This is a genomic window from Dyella acidisoli, from assembly GCF_030160295.1.
Lineage (GTDB): Bacteria > Pseudomonadota > Gammaproteobacteria > Xanthomonadales > Rhodanobacteraceae > Dyella_B > Dyella_B acidisoli.
In genome coordinates this window covers 2,102-24,142 of the sequence record NZ_BSOB01000054.1, presented here as the reverse complement: position 1 = coordinate 24,142, position 22,041 = coordinate 2,102, and the positions used below count along the sequence as shown (strand labels likewise).

Below are 22,041 nucleotides of genomic sequence, written 5' to 3'. Positions count from 1 at the left end.
GGATTCCCGCTTTCGCGGGAATGACGGCCGTGTGAGGCACTCGATACAGCTGACGAATAATAGGGATCAACCAAGCGCCGGCCGAATTGAATCCGCGTGACGCCGCTCATAGCTTGCAACCAGCAATAACAGTGCCGCACCGGCTCCGAACACTGCTGCTATCGCTACGGCGATCCGTGCATCCAGATGCTCAACACCAAACCAACGCCCACTAATCGCCACCAGCGCGGCGGTTCCGGCTGTGCGCAACAACTCCAACCACACACCGATGCGGCGCCCTTCCAATAGAAAACCAAGCGCCCATAGGCTGTACATCAGATACACGGCATAAGCTGCCGCTGGCACAAGCGCCATCTTCGGTGCCGCATCAAGAAAATTCACACCAAGCAGCAACAACAGTCCGAACTGCACGATGCAATAGATGTTCAGCACCCGTGAAATCGACGGACTGTAGCGCGCATGGTCGATATCGAACTCCGCTTTCGGAAACCGTGCGGCAACATCCGCAGGCCGCCAACCCGGCGGCTTGATCCACACGCGCAACTTATCCAACCAACTGCGCGCATGCCAGCTGTCCTTGAGCATGGCCCAATACACTTCCACGTTCGCCCACAGTGGATTCCAGCTTTGCAGCGGTGCGCGCGTGCCATAGATCGGCGGATCGTCATCGTTCTCTTCGACGAAGCTGCCAAAGATTCGATCCCAGATAATAAGAATCCCACCGTAGTTACGATCGAGGTAACGATCGTTCACAGCGTGATGCGCGCGGTGATTGGAGGGTGAGCAAAACACCCGATCAAACCAACCGAGGCGACCCACCACTTCGGTATGTACCCAGAATTGATAAAGCAGATCGATCAGCGCGACGACCGCAAAGACCTCGGTGGGATAGCCGAGCAGCGCCATGGGCAGGTAGGCGATCCATCCGAGCAGAAAGCCGCTGCCAGTCTGCCGTAGCGCCGTGGTGAGGTTGTAGCTCTCGCTTTGGTGATGCACCACGTGCGCCGCCCACAGCACATTTACTTCGTGGCCGAGCCGATGCAGCCAGTAGTAGAGCAGGTCGTAAAGCAGCAGCCCGCTTATCCATACCCAGATGCTGTTGGCAGGCAAGGTCCATGGCGCCAGGTGCGTTGCAAACCAGCCGTAGATACCAATCGCGAACAGTTTGGTGAATACGCCGACGATCTGCGAAAGCATACCCAGCCCGAGGCTGTTGATCGCATCGTTGCTGTAGTAGACGTCGCGGCCACGCCACTTCGCGACCAATAGTTCAACACCGATGAGTACAAAGAAGCCCGGTATCGCCCAGGCCATGATGCGTTCCGGAGTAATCATCTCAGCCTTGCCCACCTGTCAGTGCGCCGGAATCCCGTTCGACCGAACGAGCCATCAGCCACAGCGCCGCGTAGTACGTCGCCAGTATATATAGCGCGGCCCAGGGTAAAGCGGCGCGAAAACGATCCCACGCCAGCAGGCTGTCGCTGAGCATGAACAACAGCGCGCCGGCGCCGGCTCGGCGGGCGGAGGCGGCCCGGACATCACCTTGTACCCGCAGCCACGAGGCCCTCCCCAGCGCCTGGCCGGCCATGGTGGCCAGCACGCTTATATAGATGAGCACCGGTATCCGTAACGCCGGGGCCACGCTGGGCCATAGCAAAGCCGCCATCCCGGCGCCGAAAGCAAGGCAGGCCAGCCACGTCCACTTGCGTGCCGCAAACCGCACATCGCTGCTGAATGCCGCGATAAACCAGGCGTGTGCGATCAGGAATTCAATCAGGCCCGGCACAAACAAATCTTCCGGCAGCATCAGCGATACGTCGCCAAGTAGGCAGAAGGTGATTCCCAAAAGCATGCGACGCCGATACACCGCCGACACCGGTCGAATGGCATGCGACGCCACCCCAAAAATCAGCAAGGTGGCAAGCGGCTTGCACACCCAATGCAACCAATGCCACGCATCCGCACCGCCACTTGTGGCAAGCGAACCGATGATCGCCCCGCCGGCAGCGAGCGCGACAAACACGCCTTTGCGGCCAGACATCGGCGACGCATGCGTGGAAAACACTGCAGACATGTCATGTCCCTCTCCAGACAAGTCCGCTGATCATAGCGGGCTCGCCGCCATTGCGGCGGCAAGCCCCGTTTGAAACGCAGGATCAGAACTTGGCGTTGATATTGAAGAAGTACTGACGCGGCGCACCTGCCTGCAACGTCTGGTTATAGCCTTCCGGATCGGAAGCCACATAGCCGTTGGTGCCGGTCGTCGCGAAGTAATGCTTGTTGGCGAGGTTGGTGATGTTGAAGCCCACGCTCAGATCCTTGAGGATCGACCACGAACCGATGTCGTAACTCACGCCCGCATTGAACAACCAATAAGCCGGTACCGATGAATCGTTGATGTAGGTGATGTAGCGGCGGCCGGTGTACTTGCCGTCGACGTTGAAGCTCCATCCAGCGATGCTGTAGTTCAGCGCGCTGGTGAACATCCACACCGGCGTACCCACCACATACTTGCCAGACGTGGCGACCACACCGTTGTTGAGATAGTCGTCCTCATACTTGGTGTTGGCATACGACAGCGTGTTCAACCAGCGCATGTGGTCGATCGGCTTCCAGATCAACGCGAGATCCAAGCCCTTGCTCTTCACCGAACCCACGTTGTTGATGATCGCCGAGCAGGTCTGCACGGCGCTGCACGGACTGACCGAGAGCAAGCGGTTGGTGAAGTGCGTGTAGTAAGCATCGGCAGACGCTTCAAAACCGCTGCCCTGCACGCGGTAGCCGAACTCGAAGGTCTGCGACTCTTCCGGCTTCAGATTGCCCTTGGCACTGTCGAACGAAGCCTGCGACTGCGAGAACGGCAGGAAGCCGAACGCGGCCATGTTCTTCGTGTAAGACGCATACACATCCTGGTGTTCGTCGATCTTGTAGTCCACACCAGCTTGCGGCAGGAAGTTGTCACGCGCGGTAACGCGGCCGGCAGAAAGCGCGCTCGGCTCCAGCGACTTGGCCGTGGTGGTCACGTCCAACGCCTTGGTGCCGAAGTTCACGGTCAGGCGATCATCCATGAAATGCAGCGTGTCCTGGACGTAACCCATGCGCGTGGTGGTCTGGTAGTTCTGGAAGAAGCCGCGCGCGAACGGTTCCTCGGAATCGTAGAAGTTGCTGAGGAACGTGTACTGGCCGTTCAAGTAGAAGTAATTGCGCTCCTGGTTGGTGTTCGCATCTTCCACCCAGGTGCCGATTTCGATGTCGTTGTTGGCGACGTTGAACGTCAACGATGCCGTGCCACCCGTGCGATCGAGGCCGTAATCGGTAGTGCGCATGGCGATCGGCACCGTGGCCGAGGAAGCCACGTACGGCGTAGCCCACTGACCTTCGCCGCGATCGTTGTGATAGTACGTGCCGAGGTTCAACGTAGCGCTGCCGCCCAGATTGAACTGACCGCTGAGGCCCACCAGGTTGTCACGACGAATGCCGCCACCGGCGTAGTAATTCACGTCGCCCTTGTCGTAATCCGCAGGCAGGCCGTTCAACGAAGCCGGGTACGAACCCTTACCCTGGATCGCCCACGCAGTCTGCACCGCCGACGCCCAATCCGGCTGCCAGTAATCGTAGTTCCAGCCGAGCACGCGCTGGCTGGTCAGCGACAGATCCTGATAGTCGTATTCCTTACGCTTGGAGCTGTCGAAGAACAGGCTGACGCGATTGCCGTCGCCCCATTGATACAGGCTCTTCAGGTTGATCTGGTTGTCTTGCTGGTCGCCGTAGCCTTTCCACTTGCCGGTATCGGCGCGAGCAAACGACACGTACATGGAGTAGCCGTGGAAGTCGCCGCTATCCAAGCGCACGAAGGTGCGGTACGTGTCGTCCGAAGCGACACCTTGACTGACGCGCGCGCCCGCAACCGCATCCGGATCGGCCGAATAGAACTGCACCGTACCGCCCAGATTGGTGCTCGACGGCGTACCCAGCGCGCCAGCGCCCTGCGCAATTTCCACCGAACTCAGGTTGTCACTAGTGATCGCGCGCGTAACTTGCAGACCATTGGTCACGCCGTAGCTCATGTTGCCCAGCGGAATATTGTCCAACGTAAAGCCCAGGCGACTCTGGTCGAAGCCGTGCAGCGTGATCTGCGTGGACCACTCATACGCGCCCCACGGATCGGACGACTGGAAGTTCACTCCCGGCAGCTGATCCAGCGCCTTGAACGCACTGCTGCCCGGCGGCAGCGCTTGAATGTCCACGCTGGACACGCTCTGCACCTGAATCGTTTGGCCCGAAGCCACCACCGAAATGGCATCCAGCGACTTGGGCTTGTTCTTGTCGGCCGCGCTAGCATCGGTCGCCGCAGCCGGCGTATCGGCAGTAGTCGTATCCCCTGCAAAAGCAACGGCGCCATGTAATGCCGCAACCACGGCAAGCGCAAGGCCTGACATGCGAATCGAGATCTGTCGAACAGACATGCGGAAATATCCTTCGCGCAGCTGACCCTGCAGCGGGTCGCCGCGTATTTAGGTTTATGGAATCGGGAACAGAAGAGCGCCGCCCCTGGACAGCGCTGTGTTAAGTCTTGCTCACATATATGAATGCGGCTTTACAGAAATATGGATGGAATTGGACGTCCATATTTAAGAGATGTGTCGCGTATGTTTCGCTCGCAAGCTTCGCGACAATCAATCAGCATGTTCGTGTAGGAGCCCGCAACTAAGACGTTCGCGCAACCAAAATCCCTACCTTGATGACGCTGGTGTTCGCGATGCGCTCAGATCAAATCTTGATATAGAGCGACGCCCAATTCGTCGCGAACGCGATTACTTGCCGACAAAAGACACTTTTCGAGCCTCTACTTGAAAAGACATCTCCCGATACATTTGTGCATGTCTTATCCGTTTATACGTCGAATTACGCACAATCGCATTTAGCACAGAAAGTAAAGTTAGGCACTTCTATTCATAACTACTGCACGAGCGCACGACAGCAACGAAGAGATGTTGTGCTTAGCGTCGAGTCTCAGCTCATCCGTTCACCTCACACTCGTCGCCCCGGCGAAGGCCGGGGCCTAGTGTCTTTGCATCTTAAGTCGCTGGGCCCCGGCCTTCGCCGGGGCGACGAATCTGCGTTCCACAAGACTCAACACTGCCAGACCGAGACTCGACGCTGATCAGATTTCGAGGGAAAAGGGGCTTGGGGCGAGGGTACGATCAGCACGCGCTCACAGAACAGCGCCCGGCATTGCCGGGCGCCGTGAAGACTAATCAGCTACGAAGAATCGATTCAAGACTTAAAGCGTCAACTCACAGGCACCGTTCTTATCCGAATAGGTACTCTGCATCGCAAAGACACCCGTCTTCATGCTCACGTTGCCCGACGCACCTTGCCCTGAACTGATCCAGGCACAGACGTCACCGGTTTCACTGCCGCGCTTGGTAACCCAACCCACGGAAGGAAATTGATCGGTGATCGTCTCGGCATACTCATGGCCTTCCACGATGGAGAACCCATCGTCGACACCACCCACACCCGCATTGACGAAATTCTCTCCACAACTTGCACCGGCGTCGTAAACGTAGGGCATGTTGGTGTACGCAACATCCCCGGCCGTAGACGTCGTGTAATCATGCCAGGCGCAGAAATTGGCACCCGCATTGAAGCCATCTGGATTGGTTCCGGTCGGAGACAGAATCACATATTGCACATAGCGATTGGACGCAGCCGTTGTGTTCCCGAAATGAGCAGCCGCATTGAGGGCCTCCTGCGCCAACTGTGCCTGCGTCGCCTTCTGCGGCGATGGTGCGCTGTTGTCGTACCACACACCTGCCAGAACGGTGCCGCCGACCGGATACGGTATGAAATTGGCGCCGGTGGGGCACGTGCTCGCGCCTTTCGCCACCGCTGCGCCATCACAATATTGTGTCATCACCGTCGACCAGCCTTCACCCGTGCCCAAACCCTTGAACAGGTTCTGCACGTAAGGGGCTGCGTTCGCCGGATCGTTAGAGAAGGTTGCGTTACCGCCACTGGATCCCTGCGTGCCCCACTGCGAACCGTAATACACCAGATACACCTTTTCAGGACCGCTGGTGACGGCTGCATTGGCAAAGCCGGAATCGCTGGTACCACCGCCGTAAAACAGTGTCTTCGACGACGTTCTTACCAGCTTGGCTGAATCATAAGCCTGCATCACGTGCCAGGTCTCCATGGTGGGAATCACACCATGGCGGTATTCGTGACCGTAGGCAGGCGAATAGGGATTCTGCTGTTGCGGCGACTGAGCAGCCGCAAGCGCAGCACCGGACAACGCGGCGATCAGGGACGAAAATACGATGATCTTGCCGTGCTTCGAAAAGGCGGACATGTCGTTTCCTCGCTTTAAAAGGACGAAAGAGCCCCCTTGCGGCTACGTCACTCCCCAGCGTGCATCGCCGCATCAGGCGTTCATTGCACTCATCGAGACGTACTGCGTGACATCCAGCTTTAAAGTTAGCTTCGTCGAATGCGCCTAAAGACGATATTAAGAATCCGCGAATAATCCATGACGAAGCTATTCACCAGCCATCACCCCGGCGAACTTGCGGGAACGTAGCGGACGGCGAAGGCCAAGACAATGCTCAGTTTGTCAATGAAAACCTTTACTACTTATCGCAGTTTGTTTTGCGCAAGCTTTGCAACGTGAAATGCCTGTCGTGCACGTTCAAAGCTTGAGAACCCGACCCTGCATGTAAAAACGCCGAGGGGCGTAAACCCCTCGGCGCCTCTACTTCTTCAATGCAGTTGCTTGAGGCGATCAGTTCGACTCGGTGAACTGGATATAGGGCGAAGTACCACCCGTAGCGCTGCACGAGCCAAGGTTCAGATTATTGGTTTCGCCAGTGGAACCCGCATTGGCCAAGCAGCTTGGCGCGTTCGTGTTGCCATCGTTGACCTGCACCTTCACCGTGACCGACGAACCCGTGTTGAAGGTAGCCGCCGAACCGCCGCCATTGCCGACGATATTGAACTCCGACTGGTTCCACACATCGGCGATAGCAAGCGTGCTGTCGGGTTCGCTCACCGCATACGCGTTGGTGCCATTGGTGAAGGTCACCGTGTCATTGCCGTTTGCCGCAACGACACCCGCCAGCTTCATGTTCGCAAGCTGAGTAGCCGGAACGGTAACCGAGTTTATGGCGCTGCTGTTCTTATAGCAGCCGTTGTAGGAGGAGGTGCTGTAATGATTCCACCCGCTCGGGCATTTGGCATGCCTCGGGATGAACATCCAGTTCTGTATGAACGCCTGCGCGCCCGCACCGCCGTAGTTGGAGGAGTAGATGAACTGCTCCCACACCTGGCAGCTCGAATAGCCATAGCTTGCGCACGCAGGCGAGCCATTGGCCAGATTGGTGTTGAGTTGGAGCGTGTAATCGTTCGCGCCACCCGCTCCGGTTTCGCTCGTCACACCCGTCACGACTGGGAAGCTGCCCGTCGCCGAACTGGTCAGGCTAGATGTACCAGCTGCATAGTCGGCGCCATTGCCAACCGTCTCCGCCGCCATGTTCACACGCGGCTCGGACCGGTAGCTGGTGGTACCGCATGAGGCTTTTTCCCAAATGACGCTGGGATACGAAGCGTGGAAGCAGCCCGCTGTGGGCGGAGCCGTGTGCTTCATCGTTTCATGCCAGGACGTCAATGCTTGGGCTTGTGCGTCGGCAGCGATGTCGTAAGTCGAAGCGGTAGCCGCGGACAGGAACGCCCCCGCGCCAGCAAGTCCAGCCACCGATACGATCTTGGCAATACGACGAATGCCGAACGAGTTCTTAAACGTCATTACATTCTCCCCAGAAAAAATAGGATCAAAAGGTCACTGAGCAAGCGCCTTTCAGCGCTTTCTCAACTAAGCAGGCTGGACGCAGCTACAACTTATCCATGCGGATAACGGCTTAACCGTTGATCCACGCGAACTCCTCGCAACCGCGATAGCCCTCGAGTTTCTTGCCCTAAGTCTTTTCTCCCTGTCGCAAGCAGAAGACGTAAAACCCCTCCCCCGAAGGATCCGACGCCTGCGACAGATCGAGCATACCGACAATGTCATATGAAAGAAATATGACATTGACACGTTGGCAGCACGCAGCGAATGCCAACGCTATGCTGGCCTGAAAAACGAGACGGAATTCATCGAAACTGACCGTCCGTTGTGTTGATCACATAGTTCTTTGTAAAAGAAAAAGGGTCCGATGCCAGGTACTGCCGATCACATGAACACTTAAAAACGAGAGAGCTCTTCGCACATCAAATGGGTGAGATCGATCCAATTCATAACTTCGGATGTGCGTCCGTGCGAAATCTATCGCCACGCAAACTGCAACTTGTGTTGCTATGCAGTGCTCGGAGCTTGTATGAGGACTACTTCCCGCCAATGCCGTGAAGCCGAGAAGCGCGCAATCAGAAGCGGCACGAAGTTGGGCTTCCTAGATCCAGCCCGCATTGTTGAAACTAATGGTGGAGCCGCTGTGGGCACCGGCGTTCGTGCTGCCCGACGATTGATCAGTGATCGAACTCATCAAGCGACCACCTGCTTCAAGAGTTTGTGTTTGATAGTTGGCAACCGCACTGCCGGTCGACATCTGTGTCTCGACGAGCATCTTTTCGTCGAGCTGGTTGTAGATGTACTTCTGACTGATCGGCTGACCGGATGAGTTGATCGTACTGCATCAATGCGTGCTGGGATTGGCGTCCAGTACGCACCTCATGGCAGCGAGCGACTATTCAACCCTGAAATTGGAAATTGTCCAATTAACCGTAAGACTGGTTTTTGCTTCGCTCTTGACCACAGCAACACCATAGGCTTCCAGATATGCAATGTGGGTATCTGTATCCTGCACGCCATTGTCGTTGTAGTACTTGCATTCGAACTCTCTGACCTCACCCGCAATCCCCGCGGCCAGCTTTGACCCAGCATAGTTGCTGGCTAACGTACAGGTGCTACGGCGATCCACCGTTTTAAAATGCGGATTGCTCGAGCCCCAACGATAGACCAAGTTGAGCGAAGGTTGGTCAAAGGAAACATCAAACTGGGAGATGGAGTCGATGCTTCCCTTATAAGGCATCATCTTGCTGGTGGGCTTGATATAAAGCTCGCGTAAGGCCACCAGGCCTCGATATGAAAGCGAGAAATACTGACCGTCGACGACACCATTCATATAACCGACTTGGATTTGGCGGACCAGGCTGTTACCGGCGTTTTCGTACGTCACGTTATGCGACACATCCACCGGTGCTCCCTGATACATGACTTTGGCAGATTGCGAGAACGTAATCTTGTTGAAGGGCATAGGCTTGCCATCTGTTGCCTTGGCCAGTACCGATCCACTCAGCATGGATGGAACAAACACGCGGTTGGCATATTCTTCGCTATTCTGAAAGACTGACTTGGGCGTGTCCTGAGCACAGCTACTGACCAAAGCACACGCAAAAACCGTCATCGCGACGGCCGCGAATCGACAAATACTCATCATTGTTTCCCCTTCCCCTTGATCCCTACGCGATTGAAGTGCAGTGGGCCGTACCACTGCCAAGTTCTTGGATAAATCCCTGGCGCTACCCGGCCGATCAATCATCCCTCTTCTCTTTGACGCTAACAAGGGCGAACAGTCCATGCCCAGGTCGTTCAGATCCGGCAAGCAAAACGGGGCGATCAAAACAAGGCAAGTTAAATGTCCTGAGCAACGAGGGAGACTAAATCATCACTAGCCCCAGAACTTCCAACACCCTTTAACATATCTGCTGCATCAAGACGCTCAGTGGGCTGGTCCCGTTTTGTAGTCGACGCTTACATTTTCTTGAACAAAGAGCCCTCAAAAGAGGGCTCTTTATCAATTTACTTTCAGCCTAGGTCAAATGACTCTACTGGCTCGCCACTATCAATGACCAACTCGAACGAGCCCGCCCGAACAATCCAATTATCGATCCAGGCTCGCGGCTCAATCTGAAGCCCCTCAAACGCGAACTCAGCCGTCGCACTTCCGGTGGCTTGAGGAAGAAAAGGGCCATCCTTAATATCATAAGGCTCTTTAAAATTTTTCGTCGCCCTTGATTCGCCAATGTATTCGGTGACAGTTCGATTCGAATCAATCACATTTTCAAACACGAGCCACCCCTGATATGGCCCGTCACTCTCTTTCAAAAGAGGGTGACCACGAAGCGCAAACACCCCCTTCACTGGAACACGCATAGTCGCTCCCTCGACAATGGGAGAACCAAAGCTACTCTCAGTGAAATATAAGTTTTCAAAGAATCCAGCGAATCTTCTCATTTCAATTCCCACCAGTTTTCTGAAGAATTGTAGTGCGCATACTGTTTGAAGGTATGGGATTTCCATCCGTGAATCGGAAGACGTTATTCTGGAATTGGGGTAGCAAGGGTCCCCTATCCTGCACCACTTCAAGCCCTAAATTCTGAAGAGTCTCCGCGTCCGGCAACGTACCAAATGGGTTCCTTGCCGTGGAATTTATGAATATCTGGCCATCTTGCTGCAGCACACGTGAGGCTTCGGGAAGATAGTCCATCATCCCGGAGCCGCCAGGAATATAAGGATTACTAGCAACAATTTGGCTTGCCGCCCCATCCTGGAACGGTAATTGAAGCGCAGATGCTCGTACACCATCCTGCGCAACAAGGTCCACATTAATTGCTCCTGGAACCTGGGAAGTTTTTCCGCCAAACAGGTCTAGTACAACGGAGGAACCATTCCCACCTGCTGAACCGGCCTCATTCAAGATCAAAGAACTCCCATCAACCTCACTACCTCCAGGTAAAGCAAAGTAGCCCAATTGACCAGCGAACTTGGTGAGGACGTCGTAGGGATTTCCCGTATTCCCTCCTTGAGTAAATGGGTTCTGTCCAACTAATAAACCACCATTTTCACTTTGGTTTGCTACTGCCTGGGCACTGGCAATTACGTTTCCAGAATATTGCATGAGTGCCTGGAGCGCTCCATCCGTTTGTAACGATTGAGCGGCATCGGGCGACCCCGCTTGCATCACTTGATCAAGCTGATATCCCATGTCTTGTTGGTTAGCTTCGTAGATTGAGCTGGCCAGAGTTGCAGGTATAGGGCCAATCGTTTGGGCCGGAGTTATCAAGCTCTGAAATTGGCTACTACTGAACAGGTTTACGAGAGCAGCTGATCCGCTATCCGGCCCATTCCCTAAGAGGGTCAGAAGGCTCAACCCACCAGCTGTTTGTGCAGAAGTGTCTACACCGCCAGTGACTCCGCTAAGCGAAGTAGTGTTGGAGCCAGCATCCCCGGATGTCGATCCTGCGTTGTTATCCAATCCTGCAGAGTAAACCGGGTCTCCGTCCGTAGATTGCGTAAGCGGAGATCCGATCGTGAAAGGCGAACTACCCAATGTGTTGCTTGGCACATAGGCAGTCGAGGGCGAGGTGTCGATGATATTTTGAACAAAGGCGTCGGACGGAAATGCTCCCGTAGACGAACCCCCACTTACATCAGCACTTGTGCTGTTCGCCGCCAGACCACTGCTGTCACTGGTGAGACTCGCTAGACTACTGTTCAGTAGCGTGATGGCTCCTTGTGTCTGACCAAGCTGACTCTGCGACGCCGCATACTGCGACTGCGCTGTGTTGTAGTTGCCCAGGTCTGTGCTGCTCTGCGTCTGATCACTACCGGATTGCTGCAGCAGCGACGAATATTGCGATGTCAGATCGCCGGACTGTGTTAGCAGTGACGATGCTTGTGCATCCAGATTGCCGGACTGTGTCAGCAATGACGAATAGTCACTGGTCAGATTGCTTGCATCCTGATCCAGTGCGGCGGCTTGCTGATTGAGCGACATGTAATTGGACAGCGCACTCGGGTCGCCAGAAAGCACATTGCCAAACTGGTCATTGCTTGAGAAGAAGCTGCCTAGACCGTAGTCAGTGGAAGCATCGCCGGTTTGATCATCGCCCACACCGGCGCCTGCGGTCGCCAAGCTGTAATCGGACGAGACACCATCATTAGCATTGATGTCGCCATAGATAGCAGCCACATTTAGGTTATCCAGCGCCGAAGAGGTACTGTAGCCACCGCTCTGTTGACTACCATCACCGCCAGTCGCCAGGCTGTAACCGGGGATATTGTAAGTACCAGGACCGCCAGGCATCTTGACGACGTCAATGCCATCGCTGTCCTCACCCTGCAGGCCATCCGGCGGAGGGGCCGCATCCGATAAGGTGGGGTTGTCACCTCTAGCTTCTACGCCCAAACCCACCGCCAATCTCGGGTTATCTCCCCAGGCGGAGTAATTCGGTGATTTGTCGGCAGCTACTCCAGAGTCATTCCAACCAGACATTTCATAGGCCCACAGATTGTCTTGGGCTGCCTGAGCAGCCCGAGCAGCTGGCGACTTGCTCGCCACGTACGCGGCCGCAGCGGCGGCAAACGCGGCTTGCTGGCTTTGCTGGATTTGGGCTACCGCTTGTTCGACTCCCTGCTTTGCTTGCCCAATATCCTGCGCTGATTGCAGCTGATCCTGCTGAGCCTGTTGCGTATCGCTGGCAGCTTGCTGCCGCGCATTTTTGGCTTGTTGCTCCGCCTGCATGGCCGCTTCCTGCGCCTGTGCCGCTTGCTGCTGGGCCGATTCTGCATTGGCCTGTGCTTGTGCGGCCAACTGTTGTTCTTGCTCCGCCGCCTGTTTGGCCTTATTTGCTGCTGCCTGCTCCTGCTCCATCTGCTGCTGGATCGCAGCTTCCTGCGCAGCCTGCGCTTCTACCTGCGCCACGGTCTGTGCAATAGCAGATTGCTGATTGAAGATCGCATCGACCGACAGGGCGAGCATGGCGGCCACTGTTTCCATGCCCGATGCACCGCCGCTTATGACATTGCCTGCCGAATACGGCTGATACGTGTTGTACGCATTGCCCGTGGTGGTGACCTGCGGGATGTGCAGCACCATGCCAGCGGTCAGCGTGGCGGTCAGGGATAAGCCGTTTGCTTGCGCCAAGATGTAGTAGTAGTTGCTGTCGCCGTAGATGGCCTGGGCCAGGGATTGCAGCGTGTCACCGGCCTGCACCGTGTAACTCTGCGTGCCGCTGGAGCCGTTGCTGAAACCGCCCGTGGTACTGAGCACATCGATGTTACCCGCCGAATCGACGCTACCCAATTGCGCTTCGTTGACAGATGCGTAGTACGTGGTCGTGGTGCCGCCGTTGCTCAAAGTACTCTTTTGCAGCACGCGGCCACCGGACGTATAAGCCAGATCCTGGGTTTGGGTGACGCCATTGACGACGTCCGTCGCGGCAGCCAATTCGCCCAGGTCGTTATAGGTATTGTTGGTGGTAACGGTGTTGCTGCTCGACGTGGGCAACTCCGTGGTGGTGGCTAGCAGCAAGCCGTTCTGCTTGACGTAGGCGTTCTGGTTACCGACGGTACCTGCAGTCGGTGTGGCATTGAGAATAGTGCCGCTACCGCCAGTGATGGTGTGATAACCAAGCACGTTGCCATCGGCATCGTAGCCGTAGCCACTGGAAGCCGTGTAGCTGTTCTCGCTGTACAAGTACAACGCACCGTCGGTGGCTGCACCGACCGCGGGCAGCGACGAAGGTGCTGTCTCGTCCTGCGTGGCATAAGCGCTGGTCTGCACGGCGCTGCCGCTGCCGTACTTCGCGATCAGGTTTTGCGCGGAATTCTCCGCGTATTCGCTCTGGTCGGTCAGCTCACCATCCGCGTTATAGGTATAGATGGTGTCGGTACGTACCCATCCTGCATCGCTGAAGTTCCCCGAGGTGGTCGTTTCCGTACTTCCGGGCGCGTTGAAGATAACGTCCTGGATCAGACGCCCATCAGCATCATAGCTACGGCTTTCGTATTCGCCGAAGGTGGTGCCGCCCGGTGCCGTGGTCTGCACCATCGACAGCTGATTGAGCGCGTTGTAGTAGTTCTTCTGAATCGTCTGCTTACCGGAGCTGTTGATCGAGGTGTACTGAATGACGTTGCCAGCCGCGTCATAAACGTTCACACCGGAGTTGGTGTTGTTCTGGTTGACGACGATCGCACCGCTTTGCAGGCTGCCATCGGCGACCAGGACACGGTTGTCGGCGTCGTAGGTGAACCAGTCGGCTTGCACGTTAGGCGTGGGAGATGGTGCGGGCGTAGCTGCCGGTGTGGCTGCCATTGCCATGGTGGCAGCCCGCGTTGGCGTGGCTGTGGATGGTGTCGCTGCTGACCTGATACCGACGTGTCCTGTCGATACGATGACCTTAACATTTTGCGCATAAGACAGACCATCGACGGGATCCGTTGCCGTGATGGTCACGACGGTATCTATCTGGTTGCTATTGGTGCCGGCAGGCGGAGTGTAAACAAGAGCACCCGACCCACTATTAATGCTGAGGCCGGGAACACTATTGTTAGTAAGCGTATAGGAAAGCGCACGCCCCATCGGATTACTGAAGGTGACGGGTTGGGCTGTACTGGATACGTTAAACGTAAAATTGGCTTGATCCGTACCACCCGTAACTACGGGCGGTGACGCGGCGGCGACGGCGATAGTAAACGTCGCCGACGCCGACGGACCGTCCGCACTCGTGGCGGTATAAGTCACCGTATACGTACCTGCCGTCGTCGGTGTTCCACTGAAGGTACGCGTCGAAGCATTGAAGCTGATGCCTGGCGGCAAGTTGCTCGCGCTGTAGGTGATACCGACCCCATTCGCATCCGAGGCAGCCGGAGCGGTGTAGCTGTTCATGGCCAGCGTAGCTGTCGCCGATTGATTGCTCATGCCACCGCTGAACACCGGTGTAGCAGCGGCAACGGTGATGGTGAACGTGACGGAGTTGTTTGTATTCGCGCTGCTGGTGGCCGTATACGTCACGGTAGACGTGCCTGCCGCCGTTGACGATCCGCTGAAGGTGCGCGTGGATGCGTTGAAACTGATGCCACTCGGCATGCCGCTGGCACTGTAGGTAATGCTGTAGCCGTTGGCATCCGTGGCCGCTGGTGCTTGATAACTGAAGCCGGCCCCTGGCTGTACGGATTGATTGGTCACGCCGCCACTGAATGCGGGAGCTACCGTCGACACCGTGATCGTGAACGTGGTGCTCACGGAGACGCCGCCACTGGACGTGGCCGTATAGGTCACCGTGTAGGCGGCACCGGTGGTGGCAGTGCCACTGAACGTACGTGTGGACGCATTGAAGGTAATGCCCGGCGGCATGCCACTGGCGCTGTAGCTGATGGTGTAGCCGTTGGGATTGGTCGCCGCAGGCGCCTGATAACTCCATGATGTGCCCGGCGAAACCGTTTGACTGCCGGGGGTGCTGGTGAACGTAGGCGTCGCACTGGGCACCGTGATGACGAAGCTCGTCGATGTACTGGGACCAGTGCTGGGCGTGGCGGTATACGTCACCGTGTAACTACCGACCGTTGTCGCTGTACCGCTGAACGTGCGTGTCGATGCGTTGAAGCTGATACCTGCAGGCAAACCGGTAGCGCTATACGTCACGCCATAGCCATTGGCATCGGTCGCCGCCGGTGCTTGATAGCTGAACGACGACGCCAGCATGGCCGTCTGCGCCGCCGCCGAGCTGCTGAACACGGGACTCACCGCCGGCACAGTCACCGTAAAGCTGCTGCTGACGCTGCGTCCCAATACATCCATGGCGGTGACGGTCACGGTGTAACTGCCAGCCGCCGTCGGCACCGGTGGCGTACCGCTGAAGACACCGGTGGTGCCGTTCAAGCTCAGCCAACTCGGCAGGCCCGTCGCGGTGTAGGTCAACCCCATGCCAAGCGGATCGGAAAAACTGCCGGCCACGCTGTAGCTCATGGCTGCAAAGCCAGAACCACTTACAGATACCGTTTGATTGATAAGTGCAGTGCTGAGCGTCGGCGCACCGGTCGTCAGCGGAATCGGCGTGGCGGCGATCGACGTCGAGGAAGCCCCTTGCGGATCGTAAGCACTACTCGCAAAGACAGCGCGACGATTGCCGTCGGCGTCGTAGACGTAGACAGTACGCATCGTGGCCACCGGCGTGCTACCGGCCGTGTTCTCGTCGGTGACTTGCTGCAGGCGGCTATGACTGTCGTAACTGGCAACGATCTGTGTCTTCACCGCATTGCCGCCACCATCCTGAGTGCTAATCGTTTCCAGTACTTCATTGCCGTTGGTGTCGTAGCCAAAACCGTAGGTGGACGTGACGGTGCTGCTGCCGCTAGTCACTGCTTCCGTCAATCCAGCCAGCTGACCGCCGGCTTCGTAGTTGTAGGTCAACGTAGATGTGGTGTTGGCACTGGGACCGGTTGCGGTCCAGTTGCTTGTCTCCGTAGTCATCAGACCGGAGTTTGCGTCGTAAGTGTAGGTGTACGTCGCGCCGCTCTGGTCAACGTGACTTTGTACCTGGCCGAAGTAGTTGTATACCCAGCTTTGCGAGTAGCCGTCGGCATCGGTCTCGTGAATCAGATTGCCGTTGACGTTGTAAACGTAAGTGGTCGTTTCGTTGAGCGGCGTGGTGCTGGTGAGAACGCGATGCTGACTGTCGTAGGTGTACGTGATGGTGTTGCCGAGTGCATCCGTCGATTGCAGCCGATCGCCGTTGGCGTTGAGGACGTAGTTGCCCTGCGCGACCTGGGTGCGCGCCGTGCCCGCAGCGTTGAGCAGGAAATAGCCCTGGCCTGTGACTTGATTGAGGTTGTTGTAGGCGGTGAAGGTGATATTGGCGAGTGTGCCGGTCGCGGTCTGTACCGGTGGCGTTTGCGTGGCGACCGCGCGACCCAACGCGTCATAGCTGGTATAGGTGTAGGCACCGGTACCATCCACCACCACGGTCTGGTTGCCAACTGCGTCGTAGCTGTAGATCGTGGTGTTACCGTTCGCGTCCGTCTGCTGCTGCAGCTCGCCGTTGACGTTGTAAGCCCAGGTTTCGATCGGGTTAGTCCACGTGTACACGCCGGAGGCGGAGACCACCAACACGTTTGCGCCGGTCTGCTCGATCAGGTGGTTCTGGCTGTCGTACTGGGACGTAGTGGTATTGCCGTTAGCGTCCGTCTTGGCCGTGACGTTGCCCCAGCGGTCGTAGCTCAGGCTGACCGAAGCACTGTTTTCGCCTGCTGCAGCGTTCGTGGCCGGCGTGATCTGGCTGACCACTTGATCGCTGAGGTTATAGGTGTTGTGCGTCCACACGGCGGAGGCGCCGCCAGTCACCGTGCTGCGGTCGACCACCAGGTTGCCCACAAGGTCGTAGCCATACGTGTGCACCGCACCGTGGCTGTCCGGCGCGCTGCTTTGCTGTCCCGCAGCGTTGTAGGTGTAGGTCGCCTCAAAGCCATTGTTATCGCCCTTGGCGATCACCTCGCCGAAGGCGTTGTATTTCTGCTGGGTAGAGCTGTCGTACGGGCTCACGCCGCTGCGCTGCACAGCGGTGTTCAGCAGCTGATTGTTCGCGTCGTAGGTGTTCGTGGTGGTGACGGTGGTGCTGCCGGTCAGCGTATAGCTCTGCGTGAGTACGTTGCCGTTGGCATCGTAGGTGGCGTAGTGCGCGTTGCCGCCGGCATCGTAGATTTCGGTCTGCTCGCCTAGCGCGTTGTAGCCGGTGTACGTCTGCTGAGTCAGACCGCCGGCGGAGACGTTGGTGCTCAGCGCATGGCCTTGCGCGTCGTAGATGTAGGTGGTGACGGGGCTGACGTTCGTGTAGAGCGCGGCCGTCGTCAGGTTGTCGGCGGGCGTACCTTCCAGGATCGACTGCCAGTTGCTCACCAACACCGAACGAGCCGGTGCGGTGACGGTCAGCACACGGCCCAGTGCGTCGTAGGTGGTGGTGGTCACGGCACCGTTGTGGGTTTGGGTCAGGACCTGGTTTTCGCCGTTGTAGGTGTAGGCGTTGCTGACGTTGGCGGTGGTGTAGCTGGTCGTGGAGCCACTGGTGGTGTAGTAACCGCCAGTGTCGAGTTCGGTGCTCACCCGGCCGATCGCGTCATAGGTGGTGGTGGTGGTGCGATCGGCGCCACTGGCTTGCGTGGCCGCGGCCGGTAAGCCCGGTGGCGTCGTGGTGGTGATGCTGCTGGTGCTGATCGCTTGCGCGTACTGCGTGCTGCTGGTCACCTGGCCAAACGCGTTGTACGCCGTGGTGGTGACGTAGCCTTGTGGGCTGGTATAGCTACCTGTCGGCGTCACTCCCATCACGGCGCGATTGAGCGCGTCGTAATAGGTGTACGTGGTGGCCCACACGGCGGGTGTCGTGGTCGAGCCCGAGGTGTAGGCGCCCTGCACCAACTGCGACGTGCTGGTCACGTTGCCGTAGGCGTCGTAGGTATAAGTGGTGGTTGGCAAGCCGGTGGCGACGTTGCCGCCCAGTACACCCATGGAGAGGTCGTACGCGATGGACGACAGCACCACCTGCGTCTTCTGGTTGAGCTGGTTGTAGGTGGTGGTCGTGGTGCGGTCGTTGCCGCTGGATGTCACCAGACCCTGCTGCACCTGCGCGGCTGTCAACGGCTGTCCTGCACTCCACCCCGTGATCGCGCTGGTATTGAGCGCCGTGGCGTACTGCGTGGTGCTGAGTACGTTGCCGTACGCGTCGTACGTATAAGCCGTGATATAGCTGTTGCCATCGATGCGGTCGAGCACGCGACCATCGGCGTCGTACACGGTGTACGTGAAGTTGCCGTTGCCATCCTTCGCGACCACCGCTTGGCCGAGCGCGTTGTACGTGGTGGTCGTGATGTGGTTGAGCGCATCGGTGGTTTGGATGCGTCGACCCATCGCGTCATAGACGTAACTGGTGGTGCTGACCGTCGTGATCGCACTGGCGCTCGCACCGTAGCCTTGGCTGGTGCCGACCGCATCGCCGAAGGCGTCGTAGGTGGTGGTCGTATAGAGGTATTGATTGGCCGCACTCTGGAACTGTCCGGTGCTGCCGTAGCTGCCGACGGTCACCGAGGGGCTTTGCGTCTGAACTAGCCGGCCGGCGGTGTCGTAGGTGTAGGTCCAGACCGCCCCATCGCGGTTGGTGTAGCTGGTCTTGAGCCCACGACCATCGTAGGTATACGTGGCATTCGTACCCAACGCATCACCGATGGTCAGCACATCCCCGCGTTCGTCGTAAGTCGTGGTGGTGATCCGTGCGCCGGTGGTGCCGGCCGCGTTCACGGCCGCAGCGATCGTGCTCGCGCTGATCGTGCCCGGCAGCGTGATCGGGGTGGCGTACTGCTGCGTCTCCGTCACCCGCCCGAAGGCGTCGTAGGTGGTTTGCGTGACGTTGTTGAGCGCATCGATCGTGTAGAGCGCGCGGTTGTCGGCGTCGTAGACGGTGCGGGTGGTTTCCTTGGTGGTGAAGCTGGCCACCGCGGTGGTGACACCGGCCGTGGTGAGCTGCGCGCTTAACGACGAACCGGTGCTCAACGTGAGCGTGTTGCCGTAAACCGTCTGGCTGGTGACATTGCCATTGGCGTCGTACGCATAGGCGGTCACCTGCCCCACCGTGCCGTTCTGCTGCACGGTGAAGGCATGACGACCGGCCGCGTCGTACAGCGTGAGCGTGGCTTCGGCGCTGCTGTCCGGATTGCTGCCCGTGGTGCCGCCGACTTGGCCGCTGAGCCAGCTGTAGGCGGCGCCGGCTTGCAGGGCACTGGTTTCGGTCGTGGTGCTGATGGCGTTGGCATACGCCAGGGTTTCGATCACGCGACCGGTCGCGTCGTAACGTGTCTCGCTCACGTAGCCGAGTGGGTCGATCGTGTAGCGCGCCTCGCCCGCGCCGTCGTACACGGTGTACGTGATGGCATCGTTCGCCGTCGTTGTGAGGACTGCCGCGATCTGCGCCAGTGTCGGTGTATGGCCGAGGGTGGCGAGCTGCGCGCTGGTCAGCGTCGTGGCGTAGGCGTGTGTACTGGTGACGCGGCCGTCGGCATCGTAGGTGGTTTGCGTGACCGCGCCGCTAGCGTTGATGCTGTACGCGACACGACCGGCCGTGTCGTAACTCGTCGTGGTGGTGCGGTCGTTGGTACTCGTCGTAATGAGCGCAGCGATCTGTGCCGTCGTCGGCGTGCTGCCGAGACCTGCAAGCTGCGTGCTGGTCAACGCGGTCGCATACGCGATCGTTTGCGTAACCCGACCGGCCGCATCGTAGATGGTCTGTGTGACATCGCCCGCACCATCAATGTTGAACATCGCTTGGCCGTCGGCGTTGTACACCGTCCAGCTTTGCACGTCGTTGCTGCTCGCCGTGATCATCGCGGCGATCGTCGCGACGGGCTGGCCGGTACCCAGGCCGCCTGCACCCAACACGTTGGTGTACGTGCGCGTGGCCGTCAGCTGACCCGCCCCGTTGTAGCTGTACTGCTCGACCGTACGCAGCTTGCCGTTGATGGTGTAGATCAGCTGTCCGTCGGCGTTGTAGATGTGATACGGCGCCTGGTCCGAGGCCAGATTCGGCAAGCCTTGAATGATCGTGTTGGCGTTCGCCAGGGTGGGCGTTGCTGCCAAGCTGGCCAGCTGCGATGTGGTCAGTGCGGTGCTGTACGCATGCGTGGCCGTGTTGCGGCCATCCGCGTCGCGCCAATACCACACCGCATAGCCGTTACCGTCAACGGTGTAGGTGAGTTCGTTGGCTTCGTCATACACGTAGCGCGTGACGTTGCCATTGGCGTCGGTCTGGGTGACGAGGTTGTTGTTGGCGTCGTAGGTGTACGCGGTAGTGAGGTTGAGCGAGCCGGGTGCAACGATCGTCTGGCTCAAGCGCTCCAGATTGTCGTAGAGGTATTGCGTGGTGGTCGCCGCGGAGGTGCCGGCGCCTGTTGTTACCGTAAGCGTCTTGCCGGCGCCGTCGTAGCTGTACGTGGTGGTGAGATTGAGCTGGCCGGTGCCGGCATTCACGACCTTGGTCAGCACCTGGCCGTCGGCGTCGTAGCTGTAGGTGGTGACGGCGCCGGTGGGATCGGTGATGCTGAGTTGGCGGCCTTGGCCGTCGTAGGCATAGGTGGTGACGAGGTTGAGGCCACTGGGATCGACCGTCTGCGTGAGCACCTTGCCGCTGGCGTTGTACGTGGTGGTGACCACGTGACCGGCGGCATCCGTGGTCTGGATCAGCGCGCCATCCACGTCGTATTGCCGATGGCTGACGTTGCCCAGCGCATCGGTGGTGGTGAGCAGACGCCCGTCGGCATCGTAGGTGTAGGTGGTGGTGTTCCCACCGCCATCGGTCACGCTCACGGTATCGCCGTACGCATCCTTCACCGTGGTGGTGGTGATGCCGCCCGGTGTGGTCACGGTGGCGGTGTGCGTGGCCACGGTGTACGTGTACGTCGTCACGTTGCCGAGCGCATCGGTTTCGGTCAGCACCTGGCCGAAGGCGTCGTACGTCGTTTGCGTGGTGCGGGCCGTGCCTTGCACGGTCAAGCTCGTCGTGACCTGACGACCGAGGTTGTCATAGGTATATGTGACGGTGTGGCCGTTGCCATCGGTACGGCTGGTCACGCGGCCGAAGGCATCATAGGTCTGTGAGGCGGTACGTGCGACGGACGACCCGACCCCATCGGTCTCGCTGAGCTGCTCGCCACGTTGATCGTAGGTGTAAGTGGTGATCGTGCTATTGCTCGCAGTCAGTGCACTGCCCGGCTGACTGAGTTGTTGCTGGACTTGCGTGACGTCGCCAAACGCGTCATAGCTGCGGGCCGTTTGATAACCGTTGCCGTCGGTGACGGTCGCCACCTGGCCATCAAGGGTGTAGGTGGTGAGCGTGACTGCATTGGCGTCGCCGCTCGGTGCGGCAAGCGGGGTCGCCAACGCTGCCGTCACTTGCGCCGTGGTGGCGGTCGCGATGTTGAGCGTGGCGCCACTGCTCGTGCCGGTGGTGGTGAGCGTGAGTTGCCCCGCATACGTCGTGGTGCTGCTCACCTCACCGAAGGCGTTGTATTGATACGCCGTGACATTGCCGAGTGCGTTGCGCGTCGTGCCGCTCGGTTGCCCTTGGATCGTGTACAGCACCTTGCCGTTGGCGTCGTAATACGACCAGGTGCTGTTGCCGAGCGCATCGGTCGCTTCGATGTGTTGACCGAGCGCGTTGTAGACA

8 protein-coding genes are annotated in these 22,041 nt (G+C 58.2%); all 8 read right to left on the bottom strand.

All coding sequences use genetic code 11. From position 1 onward, the window contains the following. Positions 1 to 66: 66 nt before the first annotated feature. A complete protein-coding gene (locus QQJ86_RS20190; RefSeq protein ID WP_284322783.1) occupies positions 67 to 1,335 on the bottom strand; it encodes a sterol desaturase family protein in 1,269 nt (422 codons plus the stop codon). A 1-nt stretch (position 1,336) separates the two neighbouring features. After that, positions 1,337 to 2,074, bottom strand: a complete 738-nt coding sequence (locus tag QQJ86_RS20185; protein WP_284322782.1) for a lysoplasmalogenase — start codon at positions 2,072 to 2,074, stop codon at positions 1,337 to 1,339. A gap of 82 nt (positions 2,075 to 2,156) precedes the next feature. Then, complete coding sequence (locus QQJ86_RS20180; RefSeq protein ID WP_284322781.1) at positions 2,157 to 4,466, bottom strand: TonB-dependent receptor; 2,310 nt, start codon at positions 4,464 to 4,466, stop codon at positions 2,157 to 2,159. Positions 4,467 to 5,284: 818 nt separating this feature from the next. After that, a complete protein-coding gene (locus QQJ86_RS20175) occupies positions 5,285 to 6,358 on the bottom strand; it encodes a hypothetical protein (RefSeq protein WP_284322780.1) in 1,074 nt (357 codons plus the stop codon). A gap of 429 nt (positions 6,359 to 6,787) precedes the next feature. Next, a complete protein-coding gene (locus QQJ86_RS20170; RefSeq protein ID WP_284322779.1) occupies positions 6,788 to 7,807 on the bottom strand; it encodes a hypothetical protein in 1,020 nt (339 codons plus the stop codon). A gap of 934 nt (positions 7,808 to 8,741) precedes the next feature. Continuing rightward, on the bottom strand, positions 8,742 to 9,596 hold the full coding sequence (locus tag QQJ86_RS20165; RefSeq protein ID WP_284322778.1) for a hypothetical protein: 855 nt from the start codon (positions 9,594 to 9,596) through the stop codon (positions 8,742 to 8,744). Between the two features lie 266 nt (positions 9,597 to 9,862). Further along, the gene (locus QQJ86_RS20160; RefSeq protein WP_284322777.1) at positions 9,863 to 10,210 is read right to left on the bottom strand and encodes a hypothetical protein; all 348 of its coding nucleotides are present in this window, start codon (positions 10,208 to 10,210) and stop codon (positions 9,863 to 9,865) included. Between the two features lie 82 nt (positions 10,211 to 10,292). Further along, positions 10,293 to 21,956, bottom strand: a complete 11,664-nt coding sequence (locus tag QQJ86_RS20155) for a putative Ig domain-containing protein (protein ID WP_284322775.1) — start codon at positions 21,954 to 21,956, stop codon at positions 10,293 to 10,295. Between the last annotated feature and the right edge of the window lie 85 nt (positions 21,957 to 22,041).

Bases quoted from the DNA above. Each gene is read 5' to 3' on its own strand.
- QQJ86_RS20175 (WP_284322780.1), bottom strand. From the start codon at position 6,358: ATGTCCGCCTTTTCGAAGCACGGCAAGATCATCGTATTTTCGTCCCTG.
- QQJ86_RS20170 (WP_284322779.1), bottom strand. From the start codon at position 7,807: ATGACGTTTAAGAACTCGTTCGGCATTCGTCGTATTGCCAAGATCGTA.
- QQJ86_RS20185 (WP_284322782.1), bottom strand. From the start codon at position 2,074: ATGTCTGCAGTGTTTTCCACGCATGCGTCGCCGATGTCTGGCCGCAAA.
- QQJ86_RS20190 (WP_284322783.1), bottom strand. From the start codon at position 1,335: ATGATTACTCCGGAACGCATCATGGCCTGGGCGATACCGGGCTTCTTT.
- QQJ86_RS20165 (WP_284322778.1), bottom strand. From the start codon at position 9,596: ATGATTGATCGGCCGGGTAGCGCCAGGGATTTATCCAAGAACTTGGCA.
- QQJ86_RS20180 (WP_284322781.1), bottom strand. From the start codon at position 4,466: ATGTCTGTTCGACAGATCTCGATTCGCATGTCAGGCCTTGCGCTTGCC.
- QQJ86_RS20160 (WP_284322777.1), bottom strand. From the start codon at position 10,210: ATGCGTGTTCCAGTGAAGGGGGTGTTTGCGCTTCGTGGTCACCCTCTT.